Here is a 16445-nt window from a genome sequence, read left to right as displayed (position 1 = left end):
ATTGCCCCGTGCTATCGGGCGCGCTCCCGCCACGTGCCGCCGTGTTCGCCCCATGTCCCTTTCCGCCGCCGTCGAGGGCTTCGGCCTTGGCGCAAGTCTGATCATCGCCATCGGCGCGCAGAATGCCTTCGTGCTGCGGCAGGGGCTGGTGAAATCCCATGTCGGGCCGCTGGTCGCCTTCTGCGCCCTCAGCGACGCGGCGCTGATCGCGCTGGGGGCTGCCGGCATGGGCACGCTCGTCAATGCGTCGGGCCGGCTGTTCGCCGTGCTCGCCTTCGCCGGCATGGCGATGCTCGGCTGGTACGGCATCGCCGCAGCACGGCGGGTGTTCGCGCCGGGCGGGCTGGAGGCGGCGCGCGGCGGGCCGATGACGCTGGCCAAGGCGCTGACCACCGCCGCGATCCTCACCTGGGCCAATCCCCACGTCTACATCGACACGGTGGTGCTGCTCGGCGGCATCTCGGGGCGCTATCCCGTGGACGCTCGGCTGTATTTTGCCGGCGGCGCGATGCTGGCCTCGGTCGTCTGGTTCTCCGCGCTTGGCTATGGCGCCCGCCTGCTGGCGCCGGTGTTCGAACGGCCGCTCGCCTGGCGCATCCTCGACGCCGGCATCGCGCTGGTGATGCTCTCGATCGCAGCTGGCCTCGGGCTGGAGGGGATCGCCGCTCTTCGGGGATAACGGAGGCGCCAGGGCGGGCGAGCCGGGGGAACGGGGCATTTTCCGCTTTGCCGGAACCCGCGGATCGGCTAGCGATGGCCCCATGAAACTCGTCCTTTTCGACTGCGACGGCACGCTGGTGGACAGCCAGCACATGATCGTCGGTTCCATGACGGCAGCCTTCATGACGCTCGGCCGCGAGCCGCCGCCGCGCGACGACATCCTGTCGATCGTCGGCCTGTCGCTCCCCGTCGCGGTCGGCCAGCTCGATCCGGCTGCGGACGAGGCGCGGGTCGCCGCCCTCGTCGACGCCTACAAGGCCGCCTTCTTCGAGGCACGCACCGGCGGGCTGGCCGAGCCGCTCTATCCGGGCACCGTCGCGGCGATCACCACGCTGGCGGCGCGCGAGGACGTGATCCTCGGCATCGCCACCGGCAAGTCGCGGCGCGGGCTGGAGGCGATCCTCGCCCACCATGACCTGCGCGACTATTTCGCCGTGCTGAAGACCGCCGACGACGCGCCCTCCAAGCCGCATCCGGCGATGGTGGTTGACGCCATGGCCGAGCTGGGCGCCGAGCCCGAGCGAACCGTGGTGGTCGGCGACACGGTGTTCGACATCCAGATGGCCCGCGCCGCCGGTGCCCGCGGCATCGGCGTCTCCTGGGGCTATCATCCGCCGCAGGCGCTGGTGCAAGCCGGCGCGCATCCGGTGATCGACCATTTCGACGACCTCGTCCCGGCCTTCGACCGGTTGTTCTCCGGAGAGGCCACATGAGCGACGACGACACCCCCGGCGATCTCTTCGCCGATCTCGCCGGGCCGACCGAGACCGACCCGGTGCGCCGCGCGGCGGAAGCCTCCAAGCGCGTCCTGCCCAAGCGCTTCTACAAGGCCGTCACCGCGGCGCCGACGGACGGGCTCTTTGCCGTGCATCTCGACGGCCGGCCGGTACGCACCCCCGGCCGCAAGATGCTGGCGGTGCCCGGCGCGTCCGTGGCCGAGGCGCTGGTCGCCGAATGGGCGGCGCAGGGCAGCCATATCGATCCGGCGACGATGCCGCTGACGCGCCTTGCCAATTCGGCGATCGACGGCGTTGCCGAGGATGTCGATGCGGTGCTGGCCGATGCCGCGAAATATGCCGGCTCCGACCTGCTCTGCTACCGCGCCGAAGACCCCGAACGGCTGGTCGCCCGCCAGACCGAGACCTGGGACCCGATCCTGAAATGGGCCGAAGACCGGCTCGGTGTGCGCTTTCGCCTCGCCGGCGGCGTGATGTTCGTGGCGCAGGACGAGGCGGTCGTGCCGGCCGTGCGCGCCGCCCTGCCGCGCGATCCCTTCGTGGCCGCCGCGGTCCATCAGATGACCACGGTCTGCGGCTCGGTGCTGCTCGCCCTTGCCGTGTTGGAAGGCCGGCTGGACGCCGAGGCCGCCTTTGCCGCCGCCCATGTGGACGAGGACTGGAACATCGAGCTCTGGGGCCTCGACGGCGAGAGCGCCTCGCGCCGCGTCTGGCGCTGGCAGGACATGCAGGCTGCCGCCCGTCTCGCCGGAAAGTAGGAGCTGGCGGGACCCGGGTGCGGCAGGAAGGTGCCTTGCGGCGCCGGTTGCGGAGGGCTAAGGCCAGAGCAACGACCGAACTCCGGGGGAAGCCATGAAAGACGTGCTCGACGAGTTGGACCGCCGCCGCGAAGTCGCCCGCCTCGGGGGCGGCACCCGCCGGATCGACGCCCAGCACGGGCGCGGCAAGCTCACCGCCCGCGAGCGTATCGAGATCCTGCTCGACGACGGCAGCTTCGAGGAGTTCGACATGTTCGTCGAACACCGCTGCACCGATTTCGGCATGGAGAATTCCAAGGTCCCCGGCGACGGCGTCGTCACCGGCTGGGGCACGGTCAACGGCCGCACCGTCTTCGTCTTCTCCAAGGATTTCACGGTCTTCGGGGGCTCGCTCAGCGAGACCCACGCCCAGAAGATGGTCAAGATCCAGGACATGGCGCTGAAGAACCGCGCCCCGATCATCGGGCTGTTCGATGCCGGCGGCGCGCGCATCCAGGAGGGCGTCGCGGCGCTTGCCGGCTACGGCGAGGTGTTCCTGCGCAACGTCCGCGCCTCCGGCGTCATCCCGCAGATCTCGCTGATCATGGGCCCGTGTGCCGGCGGCGACGTCTACTCCCCGGCGATGACCGACTTCATCTTCATGGTCCGCGACACGTCCTACATGTATGTGACCGGCCCGGACGTGGTGAAGACCGTCACCAACGAGACCGTGACCCACGAACAGCTCGGCGGCGCCTCGGTCCACACGGTCAAATCCTCGATCGCCGACGGCGCCTTCGAGAATGACGTCGAGGCGCTGCTGGAAATGCGCCGGCTGATCGACTTCCTGCCCGCCAATAACGAGGCCGACGCGCCGGCCTTCGAGGTCTACGACGATCCCGACCGCATCGACCTGTCGCTCGACCGGCTGATCCCGGACAATCCGAACAAGCCCTACGACATGAAGGAGCTGATCCTGAAGACGGTCGACGAGAGCGACTTCTTCGAGATCCAGGCGACCCATGCCAGGAACATCCTCACCGGCTTCGGCCGGATCGAGGGCAAGACGGTCGGCATCGTCGCCAACCAGCCGATGGTGCTTGCCGGCGTGCTCGACAGCGACGCCAGCCGCAAGGCCGCCCGCTTCGTGCGCTTCTGCGACTGTTTCGGCATCCCGATCGTCACCTTCGTCGACGTGCCCGGCTTCCTGCCCGGCACGGCGCAGGAATACGGCGGCCTGATCAAGCACGGCGCCAAGCTGCTGTTCGCCTATTCCGAGGCGACCGTGCCGAAGGTGACCGTGATCACCCGCAAGGCCTATGGCGGCGCCTATGACGTGATGGCCTCCAAGCACATCGGCGGCGACCTCAACTACGCCTGGCCGACCGCCGAGATCGCGGTGATGGGCGCCAAGGGCGCCGCCGAGATCCTCTACCGCTCCGACCTTGCGGACCCGGAGCGGATCGCCGCGCGGATCAAGGAATACGAGACCCGCTTTGCCAATCCCTTCGTCGCCGCCGAGCGCGGTTACATCGACGAGGTGATCTTCCCCCACTCCACCCGCCGCCGCGTGTCCCGCGCCCTGCAGATGCTGCGCAACAAGCATGTCGAGACGCCCTGGAAGAAGCACGACAACATTCCGCTGTGAGGGGGGGGGCGGGGGCGTTGTCCCCCACGGGGCTGGCTGGCAACACGGATACGGGACGTGAACGGCCTCATCCTGAGGAAGCCCGAAGGGCTGTCTCGAAGGACGAGGCCGCCACCGCCCTTCGAAACCGTCGCGATGCGACGTCCTCAGGGTGAGGGCGGAGAGACACCGCCCCTCTCGGCCCCCTCACCATCCATCTCTTCCCCGCATACCTCCGCCAGCCGCATGGCGGCGGCGGACAGGCCGCGCTCCCTGTGGCGCAGCAGCAGGAAGCTGCGCGGGGGCAGGGGGACGTCGAGGGTCTCCAGGTCGCCGGTAGCCACGAAGGGCGCCGCGACGAGGCGCGACAGGGCCGTGGCGCCGCCGCCGGCCCGCACCGCCGTCAGCACCGCCTCGTTGGAGGGCAGCGTCAGCGCCACGTCGAGGCCGGAGGGATCGAGCCCCAGCGCCCGCATGCCGACCTCGAAGGCCGAGCGCGTGCCGGAGCCCGGCTCGCGCAGCACCCAGGGAAGGGCGGCCAGCGCAGCAGCGTCCGGCACCGGTCCGGCCCGCTTGGCAACCTCGCGCGCCGCGACCACCACCAGTTCGTCGCGCGCGATCTCCCGCGCGGACAGGACCGGCACGTCGATCGCCCCCTCGACGAGGCCGATCTCCGCGGTCCCCTCCACCACCGCCTCGGCCACCGTGCGCGTGTTGCCGGTGGCCAGCCGGATCTCGATACCGGGAAACAGGGCGCGAAACCGCAGCAGCCGGGGCGGCAGCCAGTAGTTGGCGATGGTCTGGCTGGCGTGGATGTCGATCACCCCGCGCACCAGTCCGCCAAGCTCGCTCAGCACCATTTCCGCCGCCCGGACCCGGGCGAGCGTCGCTCGCGCCTCGGCAAGGAAGGTCCGCCCGGCTCGGGTCAGTTCGATCCGGCGGCCGACCCGCTCGAACAGCCGCACGCCATACCAGGCCTCCAGCGCCTTCACCGACGCGCTCACCGCCGAAGGCGTCAGACCGATCGCGGCGGCGGCCTGCGTGACATGCTCGCGCTCGGCGACGGCGACGAAGATGGTGAGCTGTTCGAAGGTCATCGGATTATCCACTTTGATCGGATGAAACATATCAGATTATGCGATGGAAATGCATGGTCATGGATGCGATCTCTGGGGCCACATCGGAAGATCGCCTCATGTCCCTCACGACCTGCCTTGCCTCCCTCGGACCCGGCCTCGCGCTCGCCGCCCTCGTCTCCGTCGTTGCCCTCGGGCTCGAGCGGGCCGAGATCGCGGCGACCGGCGGCGCGTGGATCGACGGGCTGGTCTTCGCGATCCTGCTCGGCGCGCTGCTGCGCAGCCTGGCCGGCCCGCGTCCGGCCTTCGAGCCGGGCATACGTCTCGCCGCCAAGGGGCTTCTGGAAGTGGTGATCGTGCTGCTCGGCGCCTCCATCGGCTTCGGTGCGCTGGCCGGGGCAGGGGTGAGGATGATCACGGTGGTGGCCGGCGTGGTCGTGGCGGCCATCGCCATCAGCTACGGAATCGGCCGCCTGCTCGGCCTCTCCGACCGGCTGGCGACCCTCGTGGCCTGCGGCAACTCCATCTGCGGCAACTCGGCGATCGTCGCCGCCGCGCCGGCGATCGAGGCGGAGGCCGACGAGGTGGCGAGCGCGATCGCCTTCACCGCCGCGCTCGGCATCCTCGTCGTGCTGCTGCTGCCGCTCGCCGTGCCGCTGCTGGGCCTCGGCGAGTGGCAATATGGCGTCATGGCCGGGCTCACGGTCTATGCGGTGCCGCAGGTGCTGGCGGCCACCCTGCCGGTCGGGGCACTGGCCACCCAGGTCGGCACGCTGGTGAAGCTGATGCGGGTGCTGATGCTGGGGCCGGTGGTGATCCTGCTCGGCCTGCGCGCCGGCGGCCGCAGCAAGGCGCGGCCGACGCTCGCCGAACTCGTGCCCTGGTTCATCCTCGGCTTTCTGGCGATGATGGCCGCTCGCTCGCTGGGGCTGCTGCCCGAGGCGCTGCTGGAGCCGATCGCCCGGCTCGCGGGCCTCCTCACCGTCGTGTCGATGGCCGGCCTCGGCCTTTCGGTGGACCTGCGCGCCGTTGTCGCCTCCGGCGGCCGGGTCCTGATCGCCGGTGTGCTCTCGCTTGCCGTCCTCACGGCCCTCGCGCTGCTGGCGCTGCAGGTCCTGCCGGCTGGCGCGGTCTGACCGGTGAAGATGCAGCCCGTTGCATCGCGAGGCACCGTCGGTCGCGGCCATGGAACCCGGAGGATCGCCGACGATTGTAACTGCGGGTCGGCTGGACATGCGGGCACTGCGGGCGCCGGGTCACGAAATTCAGCGTCACACTACCGTCTCGGGTCATCTGCAAGCGTACCGTCGCATGACGTCGCCAGACGTGTTAGTCCGCGAGCAACTGTGCGATGCGAGGGTGCATGAACGAGGGAACCGGAACTCCGCTGCTGCGTCCGGGCGAAACCTGCTGGCAGATCGCGCGGGCGGACCGCGTGGCGGTGATCGTCGACGCGGCGGACTATTTCGCGACGGTGCGCACGGCAATGCAGAACGCCCGCCACAGCGTTCTGCTGATCGGCTGGGATTTCGACACGCGCATCAAGCTCGATCGTCCGGACAGGGCGTCGAAGGCCCCCAACAAGCTGGGCAAGCTCCTGTCCTGGGTGGTCAGGCAGCGACCCGATCTGCGTGTCTACGTGCTGAGGTGGGATCTGGCGACGATCCAGACCCTTGGCCGCGGCACGACCCCGCTGTTCATTCTCGACTGGATGACCGACAAGCGCATCCGCTTCCGGCTCGACGGCGCCCATCCGGCCGGCTCTGCGCATCACCAGAAGATCGTGGTGATCGACGACACGCTCGCCTTCTGCGGCGGCATCGACATGACCGGCGATCGCTGGGACACGCGCGAGCATCTCGATGACAATCCGGACCGGGTCCGGCCCACCACCCGGCGCCGCTACGACCCCTGGCACGACGTCTCCACCGCCGTCGATGGCGAGGTCGCGCGGGCCCTCGGCGACCTCGCACGGGAGCGGTGGAAGCGCGCGACCGGCGAGGATATCGCGCCGCCGCCGCCGATGGACAGCGCCTGGCCCGACGGGCTGGAGCCGTCGTTCCGCAATGTCGATGTGGCGGTCTCCCGCACGGCGCCCGAGCACGAGGAGCGCAAGGGCATCCACGAGATCGAGGCCCTCTATCTTGCGGCGATCGCCGCGGCGAAGCGCACGATCTACATCGAGAGCCAGTATTTCGCCTCGCGCAAGATCGCCGAGGCGATCGCCGCGCGTCTTGGCGAAGCCGACGGGCCCGAGATCGTCGTGATCAACCCGGAAACGGCCAACGGCTGGCTCGAGGAGGGCGTGATGGGTTCCTCGCGCGCCCGGTTGCTGGATCTCGTCGAGAAGGCCGACCGTCACGGCCGGTTCCGGATCTACACTCCGGTCACGGCGGGCCGCAAGCCGATCTATGTCCATGCCAAGGTCATGGTCGTCGACGACCGCCTGCTGAAGGTCGGCTCCTCGAACCTCAACAACCGCTCCCTCGGCTTCGACACCGAATGCGACCTCACGATCGAGGCCCGTCCGGGCGCATCGGACGAGGCCGACCTCCGCCGCTCCATCACGGCCCTGCGCAACGATCTGCTCGCCGAACACCTCGCGTGGCGATCGATGTCCTGGACCAGGCGATCGCGCGCAGGGACGGCTCGCTGATCCGGGCCATCGAGGATCTGCGGTCGGACGGACGGTCGCTGGTGCCCTTCGAGCCGCCGGAGTTCAACGCCGTCGAGGAAACCCTGCTGGAGGAAAACCAGCTTCTGGACCCCGAGCGCCCCTCCAGCCGCTGGCGCAGCCTTCGTCGCGGCCTGCATGCCATCGTTCCGGCCGTGCGCGCAAAATGATCCTCCGGGAGAGGGCCGCTGGCCGGTCGCCGCGCCGCGAATTGTCCCTCTGACCGTCCCGGCCAAGGCCCGAAATCCCGATTCCCGGGAACAGGGCCGCGGGGTCGGCGTTCCTCCTAGGTACAACCGAAGGAGAAACATCATGGATGAAGATCGCATCAAGGGTAAGGCCAAGGAAATGGGCGGTTCGGTCAAGGAGTCGGTCGGCAAGATGACCGGCGACAAGGACACCGAGCGCAGCGGCAAGGCCGATCAGGTCGAAGGCAAGGTTCAGTCGGGCGTCGGCAAGGCGAAAGACGCCGTTCGCGACAACACCTGAGGTCCTCGGATGCTGAAATTCATCGGCGGCACCGTGGGTGTCATCTTTATCATCGGCCTGCTCGTCGTGGTCGGCTTGCTGTCGCTGATCTTCTGAATGCGCGGCCCGTGGGCCGCCTGCCCCTGCGGTCGCTCCTGCGGAGCGGCCGCACGCCTTTCGGATTTGCCGAGCGGACCGCCGATCGACGAAACGTCATGATCGGCGGTCTCAACAATTTCTGACCGGTCCCGGGCATGCCTGCGGCCGGTTTTTGCTGGACGGCGGGGCTCCTTCCTGCGGCCTCTTTCATTCCAACGCTCCTTGTCCCGGTGCCGAGTTCACGGGAGACCACATCATGACGGGAGACCACATCATGACGATGGATGGCGCGGCTGAGCCAGGGCTCGCCCCCTACACCCCGAGCGACCAGATGACGGCGAATGATCCCTCCGCGCGCCGCGTCCGGATCCGTCCGCCGGAACGCCGCGAGATGTCCCTCATCGTCCTTGCTGCGGTGATGACACTGGTCCTTGTCTTCGTGCCGGATGTCCTTCTGGTGATCTTTGCCGGGCTGCTCTTCGGCGTGTTTTTCGGTGGGGGCGGGGACTGGCTGGCACGGCACATCGGCATCGGTCGCGGCTGGGGCATCGGCCTGTTCGCCCTTCTCGTCACCCTTGCACTTGTCGGCGCCTTCCTCGCCTTTGCGCCGGCCGCGGCCGAGCAGTTCGATCAGCTGGTCGAGGAAGTCCCGGCCGCCCTCGAGACCCTGCGGTCGCGGATCGAAGGCTATGCCTGGGGCGAGCAGCTGCTCGAACACGCCACACCCGACGCGTTGCTGTCGGACGGTGGCGGTGGAACCGCGGCAACGGCCGTCATGACCACCTTCGGGGCGCTCGGCAATTTCGCGATCATGCTCATCGTCGGGCTCTACGTCGCGATCGAGCCGGGGATCTATCGACGCGGCCTCATCGGCATTCTCGCCCCGTCCGTCCGCGACGAGGGCGTCGACGTCCTGCACAAGGCGACCAGCACCCTGAAAGGCTGGCTTGTTGCCCAGCTCATGTCGATGACCGTGGTCGGAGTGCTGACCGGGCTCGGCCTGTGGCTCATCGGCGTGCCGCTTGCGCCCATCCTCGGCCTGATCGCCGCCCTGCTCGCCTTCATCCCCAACATCGGCCCGCTCCTCGCCGCCGCCCCGGCGGTGCTTCTGGCTTCTCCGACAGCCCGACAACGGCGCTGCTGGTCGTCGCCGTCTACCTCGGGGTGCAAACGCTCGAAAGCTATGCGATCACGCCCCTGATCCAGCAGGAGCGCGTGTCGCTCCCGCCGGCCCTGATCATCTCGATCCAGCTCCTGATGGGCGTCCTGTTCGGCATCCTCGGCCTTGCCCTTGCCACACCGATGGCCGCACTCGGACTGACGCTGGTGCGCGAGACCTATGTCCGGCGCTATCTGGAACGGGAAGACGGAGAGGCGGACGCGCGGACGGATCTCCAGCCGTCCGCGTGAGGCCTGCATGTCGGCGCCAGCGCGATGCCAGGCCGCATCGGTGGCTGCGGCCGGGCTTCCGGGGCGAGCCTGGTCAGGACAGATCCCGCGCCGCCGCCTCCATCTGCGCCTCGAACACCTGCTGAAGGTGGGTCAGGAAGGCGCGCACCGCAGGATTGGTGCGCCGGCTTTCGGGCCAGAGCGCGGTGATGTTCTGCCGCTCGACAGCATGGTCCGACAGCACCGGCACCAGGTCGCCGCGCGCCACGTGGGGCGCGGCGAGGAAGGTCGCGCAGAGGCCGATGCCACCCCCGGCGACAAGGATGGCGATCAGCGCGTCGCTTGCGTCGACGGTGAGTCCGGAGGCCGGCAGACGCTCGACCACGCGATCGCCGATCCGGAAGGGCCAGCGCATGGCCTGTCCCGTGCTCTGGTAGCGCAGGGTGACGGTGTCATGCCCCTCCAGTTCGTCGGGATGCTTCGGCGTGCCCCGCACGGCCAGATAGGCGGGGGAGGCGAAGCAGCAGACCCGGTGCGGCGCAAGCGTCGCGACAGCAGTCGCGAGTCGGCGAGGTCGCCAATACGGACCGCGACGTCGATCCCCTCCTCGATGAGGTCCGTGACCTGGTCGTTCAGCCGCAGGTCGACCTTCACCTTCGGATGCAGTCCGAGAAACGCCGGCAGCGCGGGCGCGATCACGTGAATGCCGATCGGAAGCGACGCCGCGATCCGCAGGCTTCCCGACGGCTCGGCGCGCGCCGCGAGGGCCACCTGCTCGATCTCTTCGGCGTCGCGCAGCAACCGCAGCGCGCGCTCATGCAGTTCGCGCCCCTCGGGCGTGAGCGTCAGGGACCGCGTCGTGCGGGCAAACAGCGAGATCCCCAGATGCTGTTCCAGCCGCTGCACGCTCTTGCTCACGGCAGACGGCGAGATCGAGAGAGACCGGGCCGCCGCGGTGTAGCTGCCCAGCGATCCGGCGCGCGCGAATGCGATCAGACCGGTCAGCCGCTCCAGACCAACTTGTTCCTTCATGGAATGACCATAGCGATCCCGGCATCGATTATCAATCCGCGCTCATGGTCCTACATCGGCTTCGGACACGATTGCGACGATGGAGGTTCGGATGAGCAGGACAATGAAAGCGGTGAGATTGCATGCCTTCGGCGGCCCCGAGGTGCTGCGTTATGAAGACGCCCCGACGCCGGAGCCGAAGGCGCACGAGGTGCTGATCCGCGTCCATGCGGTGGGGCTCAATCCCCCCGACTGGTACCTGCGCGACGGCTACAGGATGCTGCCTCCCGCATGGCAGCCGCAGGTGCCTTTCCGGTCATTCCGGGGACGGACATATCGGGTGTGGTCTCGGCGGTCGGCGACGATGTGGCGGACATTGCCGTCGGCGACGCGGTCCATTCGATGGTCCGGTTTCCGGAAGGTCTTGCCGGAGACAGCAGGGCCTATGCCGAGTATGTCGCCGTGCCGGCGTCGCAGGTTGCGCCGAAGCCCGAGGGCATCGGTCACGTTCAGGCCGCCGGCGCGCCGATGTCGCTGCTGACCGCATGGCAGTTCCTCATCGATCCCGGACACGACCATCCGAACCCGCTGCAACCCGACCCGCATGAGCCGGTGCCGCTTGAAGGCAGGACCGTCCTCGTCAACGGTGCCGCCGGTGGCGTGGGCCATCTCGCCGTGCAGATCGCGAAGATGAAGGGCGCGCGGGTCATTGCCGTGGCATCGGGCCGGCATCAGACGTTTCTGCGCGATCTCGGCGCCGACGCCGTCATCGACTACACCGCGACCCTGCCCGAAGACGTGGTCCACGACGTCGACCTCGTCCTCGATGCCGTCGGCGGACCGCGCACCGGCCGCTTCCTGCGCACGCTCAAGCCTGGCGGCGCCCTGTTCCCGGTCTTCCCGCTTGGTTACTCGGGCGCGGAAGAGGCCGCCCGCCTGGGGGTGACGGTTTCGACCACGCAGGTCCGCTCGAGCGGCGCGCAGTTGCGGCAGCTCGGACACCTGCTCGAGGACGGCACGCTCCGCGTCGTCCTCGACAGCACCTATCCGCTTGCCGACGCCCGCAAGGCCCACGAGCGGGCGGCCCGGGGGCATGTCCAGGGCAAGATCGTGCTGACGGTCGCCTGAAGGTCGCTTCGGCGGATCGCAGGTCCCCGGGAAATGGGGCTGGCATTCCGCCGTCCGGGTCAGCACAGTGAGCGCGAAGGGGAGGGTGCGTCGGAGCCTCCCCGGAGACAAGGCCGCGGACGGGACACCGTCGCACCATGTTTTCCGTATCAACAAGACGGATGCCTCATCGATGACGGCCTTTCGAACTCCTGCAAGGATCCACTCTTGACGTCCATGTCCTTGCTTGCCGATCTCGGCTGGACCGCCGATTTCCAGCGCCAGCTCGTGGCAGGCGAAGTCGGCGCCGCCACACCCTGCCGGATCTCGTCCGTCCACCGCAGCCGCGTCGATGCGATCGGCGCGGGTGGGCCGCTGTCGCTGTTTCCGCCGTCAGGTCTTTCGACCGGCGACATCGCCGTCGGCGACTGGGCGCTGGCGGACGGGGAACGTCTTGTGCGGCTCCTGGACCGCCGCACCAGCCTTGCCCGCCGCGCCGCCGGCAGCGGCACGGGGCGCCAGCTGATCGCGGCCAATGTCGACACGCTGTTCATCGTCACGTCCTGCAACGCCGACTTCAACCCGGCGCGGCTGGAGCGCTATCTGGCGCTGGCGATGGGGGCGGGGGTGGAGCCGGTCATCCTGCTGACCAAGGCCGACCTCTGCGATGATCCCGCGGACTGGCGTGCACGTGCGGAGGCGGTGAATCCACGCATCGCGGTGCTGACGCTGGACGCGCTGGCGCCCGATGCCGGCAAGGCCCTGGAGCGGTGGTGCGGTCCGGGGCGGACGGTGGCGCTGGTCGGCTCCTCCGGCGTGGGCAAGACGACGCTCGCCAACACGCTGGTGGGCACGGCGCGCATCACGGCGCCCATCCGCGAGAACGACGCCAAGGGGCGGCACACCACGCGCGGCCGGCACATGCTGGCGATGACCGGCGGCGGCTGGCTGATCGACACGCCCGGCATGCGCGAACTGCGTCTCAACGACGGCGACGAGGGTGTGGCCGTGCTGTTCGACGATCTCGACGCGCTTGCCCGGACCTGCCGCTTCAGCGACTGTTCGCATCAGGTGGAGCCGGGCTGCGCGATCCGCGACGCGGTGGAACGCGGCGAAGTCGATCCGGAGCGTCTCCTGCGCTGGGAAAAACTGCGCAGCGAGGACGGCACCCCTTCCGCAAATCCGACCGAGCCCCACATCCGCGATCGCGCCTTCGGCCTTGCGGCCCGCATGGCAGCGCGTTCGAGGCCGAAGCCGCGCCGCGACCGGTGATCCGATCGCGAAGGATGGTCAGGTGCCGGAGAGCGTCTGTGCGCGGGAACGTCAGCCGGGCGCCGGGATGCGGGCGATCACCTTGATCTCGAAGTCGAAACCGGCGAGCCACGTCACGCCGACGGCGGTCCAGTTCGGATAGGGGGGTTGGGGGAAGACTTCGTTCTTCACCTGCATGACGGCTGCGAACTGCGTCTCGGGGTCGGTATGAAACGTCGTGACATCGACGAGATCGTCCAAGGTGCATCCGGCCGCCGCCAGAGTCGCCTTCAGATTGGCGAAGGCCTGCCGGACCTGTGCGGTGAAGTCCGGTTCCGGTGAACCGTCCGCGCGGCTGCCCACCTGGCCGGAGACAAACAGCAGATCGCCGGAGCGGATCGCGGCCGAATAGCCATGCGCCTCATAGAGGGCGTGGCGGCTTTCGGGAAAAACGGTGACGGGTCTGGTCATGACAGGATCTTTCAGGATGGCCCGTTGCCGGACCGGACGGAATGCCAAGGCGAGCGACACGGACATCGCGTGCATCACGTATTTGAGATACGCTGTGCATGTGAAATGACCGCATACGCTACGTATGTCAATCCATATACGTCGCGTATGTGAAAGGAGTCTGCGTTGGCCGCCAGATCCCGGATCGAGACCATGGAGGAAAACCGCGCGAAACTGCTCGCGGCCGCGCGCCGGGCCTTCGCTGCCAGGGGCTTTGCCGCCGCCTCGATGGACGACCTGACCGCGGAGGTCGGGCTGACGCGCGGAGCGCTCTATCACAACTTCGGTGACAAGAAGGGGCTGCTTGCTGCCGTGGTCGCGCAGGTCGATGGCGAAATGGCCCGCAAGGCGCAGGCAGCCGGTGCGGGCGCCCGCTCGGAATGGGACGGTCTGCTCGCCGAAGGCGCGGCCTACATTGAAATGGCGCTCGATCCGGAAGTCCGTCGGATCGTTCTGCTGGATGGCCCAGCCTTCCTCGGTGATCCGTCGCAATGGCCGAGCCAGAATGCCTGTCTGGAGGTGACGAAACGGGCGGTGGCTCGGCTCATCGCCGCCGGGATCATGGCGCCCGTGGACGTCGAAGCCGCTGCGCGGCTTCTGTCCGGTGCAGCGCTGAATGCCGCCCTGTGGGTCGCCGCCAGCGATGCGCCCGAGGTCGTCCTGCCGCGCGCGATCGAGGCATTCAGCCGGATGGCCACCGGGTTACTGGTCAGGCAGCCTCCGGAGCCATCAGCGTAAGTCCGATGCCGGGAGCACAGAGCCGTTCGCCGGTGAACCGCTCTCCTCCGACCGTTTGTCCACGACCGCCGCTACGACGCCGTCACGACGGCGAGCGCCGTTTCGGACCCTGTCGCCGCGAGAAGCGCCCGGTCCGGCTTTCGCGTCACCTCCGGCGCCGCCGTCTTCAGCCGCCGCCATGTCGCGAGTGCCTGACCGACCACCTGATCCATGTTGTAGTAGCGATAGCTCGCCAGCCGTCCGACGAAGCTGACGTCGGGCGTCGCTGCCGCCAGCGCCAGATAGCGATCGAGCAGCGCGCGGTTTTCCGGCCGAGGGATCGGATAGTAGGGGTCGCCCTCGGCGAGGGATGCTCGTAGACCACGCTGGTGCGCGGATGGACCTGTCCGGTCAGATGCTTGAACTCGGACACCCGGGTGAAGGGCGTCGCCTCGTCCGGATGGTTGACGGTGCCGGTCGGCAGCGCCTGTTCCTGATCCAGCGTCTCGTGGCGGAACACCAGCGAGCGATAGGGCAGCTTGCCGTATCTGTGGCCGAAATACTCGTCGATCGGGCCGGTGTAGACGAGGTGATCCCACTGGAGACTGTGCTGCACCTCCTTGAAGTCGACGCCGGTCCGCACCTCGATGTTGGGATGATCGAGCATGCGCTCGAACATGCGGGTATAGCCCTCCGCCGGCATCGCCTGGAACGTGTCGGTGAAGTAGCGGTCGTCGACGCTGGTGCGGGTCGGCACCCGCGCGGTGACGGAGCGATCGAGTTCGGACGGGTCGAGGCCCCACTGCTTGCGCGTGTAGCCGCGGAAGAACAGTTCATAGAGCTCGCGGCCGATCGCCGACACCACCACGTCCTCGGAGGTCTCCACCCGCGCGACCGGTTCGGCGCGCGAGGCAAGGAAGGCCGCGGCCTCCTCGTCGGTGGTGAGGTCGAGGCCGTAGAGCAGGTTCAGCGTCGTCCGGTTGATCGGCATCGGCACCAGCTTGCCCTTCACCTCGGCAAGGACACGATGTTCGTAGGGCCGCCAATCGGTGAAGCGCGACAGGTAGGCGAACACGTCTTCGGAGTTGGTGTGGAAGATGTGCGGCCCGTAGTCATGCACCAGGATGCCGGCGGCGTCGGTGCGGTCGTGGGCGTTCCCGGCCACATGCGGACGGCGGTCGAGGACGAGCACGCGCTTGCCGCCGTCGGCCGCCATGCGCTCCGCCATCACCGCCCCGGCAAAGCCGGCGCCGACGACGACCGCATCCCATCGCGGTGACGCGGCCCGCGGCCGCGGCAGGCGAGGACGTGCTGCATCCAGCTTTTCCCGCGCGGCGTCGGCGATCAGCGACCGCATGGCCCTCTGGGTGTTGCGCCACGAGGCGCTGGCGATCAGGGCGTCGGCCGCGTCGCGCCAGCCAGTGACGGGCGGCGCCTGAGCGCCAGCGCCGCGTCACAGGCGTCCACAAACTCGTCGCGAGCGGCAATCCGCACACCCTCGAGGTCGCCGTAGGTTCGCATCACGTCGGTGATCGCCGTCGACACGACCGGGCAGCCGCCACTCAGATACTCCGGCGTCTTCGTCGGGCTGATGAAGCGGGTGGAATCGTTGAGGGCGAAAGGCATGAGCGCCACGTCCCAGCGCGCCAGCCATTTCGGAAGATCAGCATAGGACTGCCGTCCGGGGTAGGTGATGTTGGGCCGGCGCGGCAGGTCGTCGGGCGAGATCTTCGCAAGCGGTCCGACGATCTCGATCTCCCAGTCGGGCCGAGCCCGGGCAAGCTCATCCAGGAGGCCGAGATCGAGCCGTTCGTCGATCACGCCATAGAAGCCGAGCCGGGGCGTTTCCGCCCCCGTGCGTCCGGCAAGCGATCGCGCGGTCTGGAAATGCACATGGTCGACCGCCGAGGGAAACGCGTGGATCGCGTGATGGAGCTTCCGCTTGGCCTCATAGAGGCTGTGGCCACCAGTGAACATCACATCCGCCGCGGCGATCAGCTCGTGCTCGTAGATGCGCAATTCGGGCGGCGCAAAGCGGAAGTTCGCAAGCTCGTCCATGCAGTCGTAGACGATGGCCGCACAGGCCCGCCCGCGCGTCGCCGGACGGAACATCGGGCTGTAGTGCCAGAGAACCGGCCGTTTCAGATCCGACCCCGTCAGAAGGTCATCGATCAGGGCCCGCAAGGCGGCCTCCCGCGCGGCTCCGTGAAGGCCGGCCGGCAGCATCGGCGTCACGATCCGCACACCGCTATGGGGGCATCTGCGCAGCGACAGCGCGCTGTCTCCGGCCGTCTCTGCGATCTCCTCGACGAAAAGACCGGC

Annotated in this window: 15 protein-coding genes and 3 pseudogenes; 14 read left to right on the top strand and 4 right to left on the bottom strand. The window is 68.6% G+C overall.

What is annotated here, in order from left to right; all coding sequences use genetic code 11:
- Positions 1-52 precede the first annotated feature (52 nt).
- The 4 genes from A6302_RS02770 (at position 53) to A6302_RS02755 (ending at position 3842) form a co-directional block, all read left to right on the top strand.
- Positions 53-679: a LysE/ArgO family amino acid transporter gene (locus tag A6302_RS02770; RefSeq protein WP_069305766.1), complete on the top strand. Its 627-nt coding sequence runs from the start codon at positions 53-55 to the stop codon at positions 677-679.
- A gap of 82 nt (positions 680-761) precedes the next feature.
- Positions 762-1433 (top strand): HAD-IA family hydrolase, encoded by a 672-nt coding sequence (locus tag A6302_RS02765; RefSeq protein WP_069305765.1) that lies wholly within the window; start codon positions 762-764, stop codon positions 1431-1433.
- Positions 1430-2215 (top strand): ATP12 family chaperone protein, encoded by a 786-nt coding sequence (locus A6302_RS02760; protein WP_069305764.1) that lies wholly within the window; start codon positions 1430-1432, stop codon positions 2213-2215. The genes A6302_RS02765 and A6302_RS02760 overlap by 4 nt, the downstream gene beginning before the upstream one ends.
- Positions 2216-2309: 94 nt before the next feature.
- Positions 2310-3842: an acyl-CoA carboxylase subunit beta gene (locus tag A6302_RS02755; RefSeq protein WP_069305763.1), complete on the top strand. Its 1533-nt coding sequence runs from the start codon at positions 2310-2312 to the stop codon at positions 3840-3842.
- 146 nt (positions 3843-3988) lie between these two features.
- Here the strand turns inward: A6302_RS02755 and A6302_RS02750 are convergent, their stop codons facing one another.
- Positions 3989-4918, bottom strand: a complete 930-nt coding sequence (locus A6302_RS02750; RefSeq protein ID WP_069305762.1) for a LysR substrate-binding domain-containing protein — start codon at positions 4916-4918, stop codon at positions 3989-3991.
- 98 nt (positions 4919-5016) lie between these two features.
- Between A6302_RS02750 and A6302_RS02745 the strand changes: the two genes are divergently transcribed.
- The 7 genes from A6302_RS02745 to A6302_RS25110 all read left to right on the top strand — a co-directional run bounded on the left by A6302_RS02745 (position 5017) and on the right by A6302_RS25110 (position 9548).
- Complete coding sequence (locus A6302_RS02745; RefSeq protein WP_069305795.1) at positions 5017-6033, top strand: YeiH family protein; 1017 nt, start codon at positions 5017-5019, stop codon at positions 6031-6033.
- Positions 6034-6260: 227 nt separating this feature from the next.
- Entirely contained in the window at positions 6261-7553 is a 1293-nt protein-coding gene (locus A6302_RS02740) for a phospholipase D-like domain-containing protein (protein WP_245293879.1), read from the top strand.
- Positions 7502-7741 (top strand): hypothetical protein, encoded by a 240-nt coding sequence (locus tag A6302_RS23985; protein ID WP_245293878.1) that lies wholly within the window; start codon positions 7502-7504, stop codon positions 7739-7741. Before A6302_RS02740 ends, A6302_RS23985 begins: the two co-directional genes overlap by 52 nt.
- A 142-nt stretch (positions 7742-7883) precedes the next feature.
- Entirely contained in the window at positions 7884-8060 is a 177-nt protein-coding gene (locus tag A6302_RS20935) for a CsbD family protein (RefSeq protein ID WP_083255446.1), read from the top strand.
- Between the two features lie 9 nt (positions 8061-8069).
- Positions 8070-8156, top strand: coding sequence for a small membrane protein YohP (locus A6302_RS26420; RefSeq protein ID WP_141703374.1), 87 nt, complete (start codon positions 8070-8072; stop codon positions 8154-8156).
- Between the two features lie 238 nt (positions 8157-8394).
- On the top strand, positions 8395-9339 hold the full coding sequence (locus A6302_RS02735; RefSeq protein ID WP_210183249.1) for an AI-2E family transporter: 945 nt from the start codon (positions 8395-8397) through the stop codon (positions 9337-9339).
- On the top strand, positions 9303-9548 hold the full coding sequence (locus A6302_RS25110) for an AI-2E family transporter (RefSeq protein ID WP_280938807.1): 246 nt from the start codon (positions 9303-9305) through the stop codon (positions 9546-9548). The genes A6302_RS02735 and A6302_RS25110 overlap by 37 nt, the downstream gene beginning before the upstream one ends.
- Positions 9549-9621: 73 nt before the next feature.
- On the opposite strand, the pseudogene A6302_RS02730 reads toward A6302_RS25110, so the two are convergent.
- Positions 9622-10559, bottom strand: a pseudogene (locus A6302_RS02730) (LysR family transcriptional regulator).
- A gap of 91 nt (positions 10560-10650) precedes the next feature.
- Between A6302_RS02730 and A6302_RS02725 the strand changes: the two are divergent.
- A pseudogene (locus A6302_RS02725) lies at positions 10651-11666 on the top strand (NADP-dependent oxidoreductase).
- A gap of 216 nt (positions 11667-11882) precedes the next feature.
- Positions 11883-12917, top strand: a complete 1035-nt coding sequence (gene rsgA, locus A6302_RS02720; RefSeq protein WP_069305761.1) for a ribosome small subunit-dependent GTPase A — start codon at positions 11883-11885, stop codon at positions 12915-12917.
- Between the two features lie 51 nt (positions 12918-12968).
- On the opposite strand, the gene A6302_RS02715 is transcribed toward rsgA, so the two are convergent.
- Entirely contained in the window at positions 12969-13367 is a 399-nt protein-coding gene (locus A6302_RS02715; RefSeq protein ID WP_069305760.1) for a RidA family protein, read from the bottom strand.
- A gap of 192 nt (positions 13368-13559) precedes the next feature.
- Between A6302_RS02715 and A6302_RS02710 the strand changes: the two genes are divergently transcribed.
- The gene (locus A6302_RS02710) at positions 13560-14144 is read left to right on the top strand and encodes a TetR/AcrR family transcriptional regulator (protein ID WP_069305759.1); all 585 of its coding nucleotides are present in this window, start codon (positions 13560-13562) and stop codon (positions 14142-14144) included.
- 71 nt (positions 14145-14215) lie between these two features.
- Here A6302_RS02710 and glf read toward each other — a convergent pair.
- A pseudogene (gene glf, locus A6302_RS25540) lies at positions 14216-16445 on the bottom strand (UDP-galactopyranose mutase); the annotation flags it as partial.

The organism is Methylobrevis pamukkalensis, from assembly GCF_001720135.1.
Lineage (GTDB): Bacteria > Pseudomonadota > Alphaproteobacteria > Rhizobiales > Pleomorphomonadaceae > Methylobrevis > Methylobrevis pamukkalensis.
Note: the sequence above shows the minus strand (reverse complement) of the source record. Positions and strands in the feature narration are given on the sequence as shown.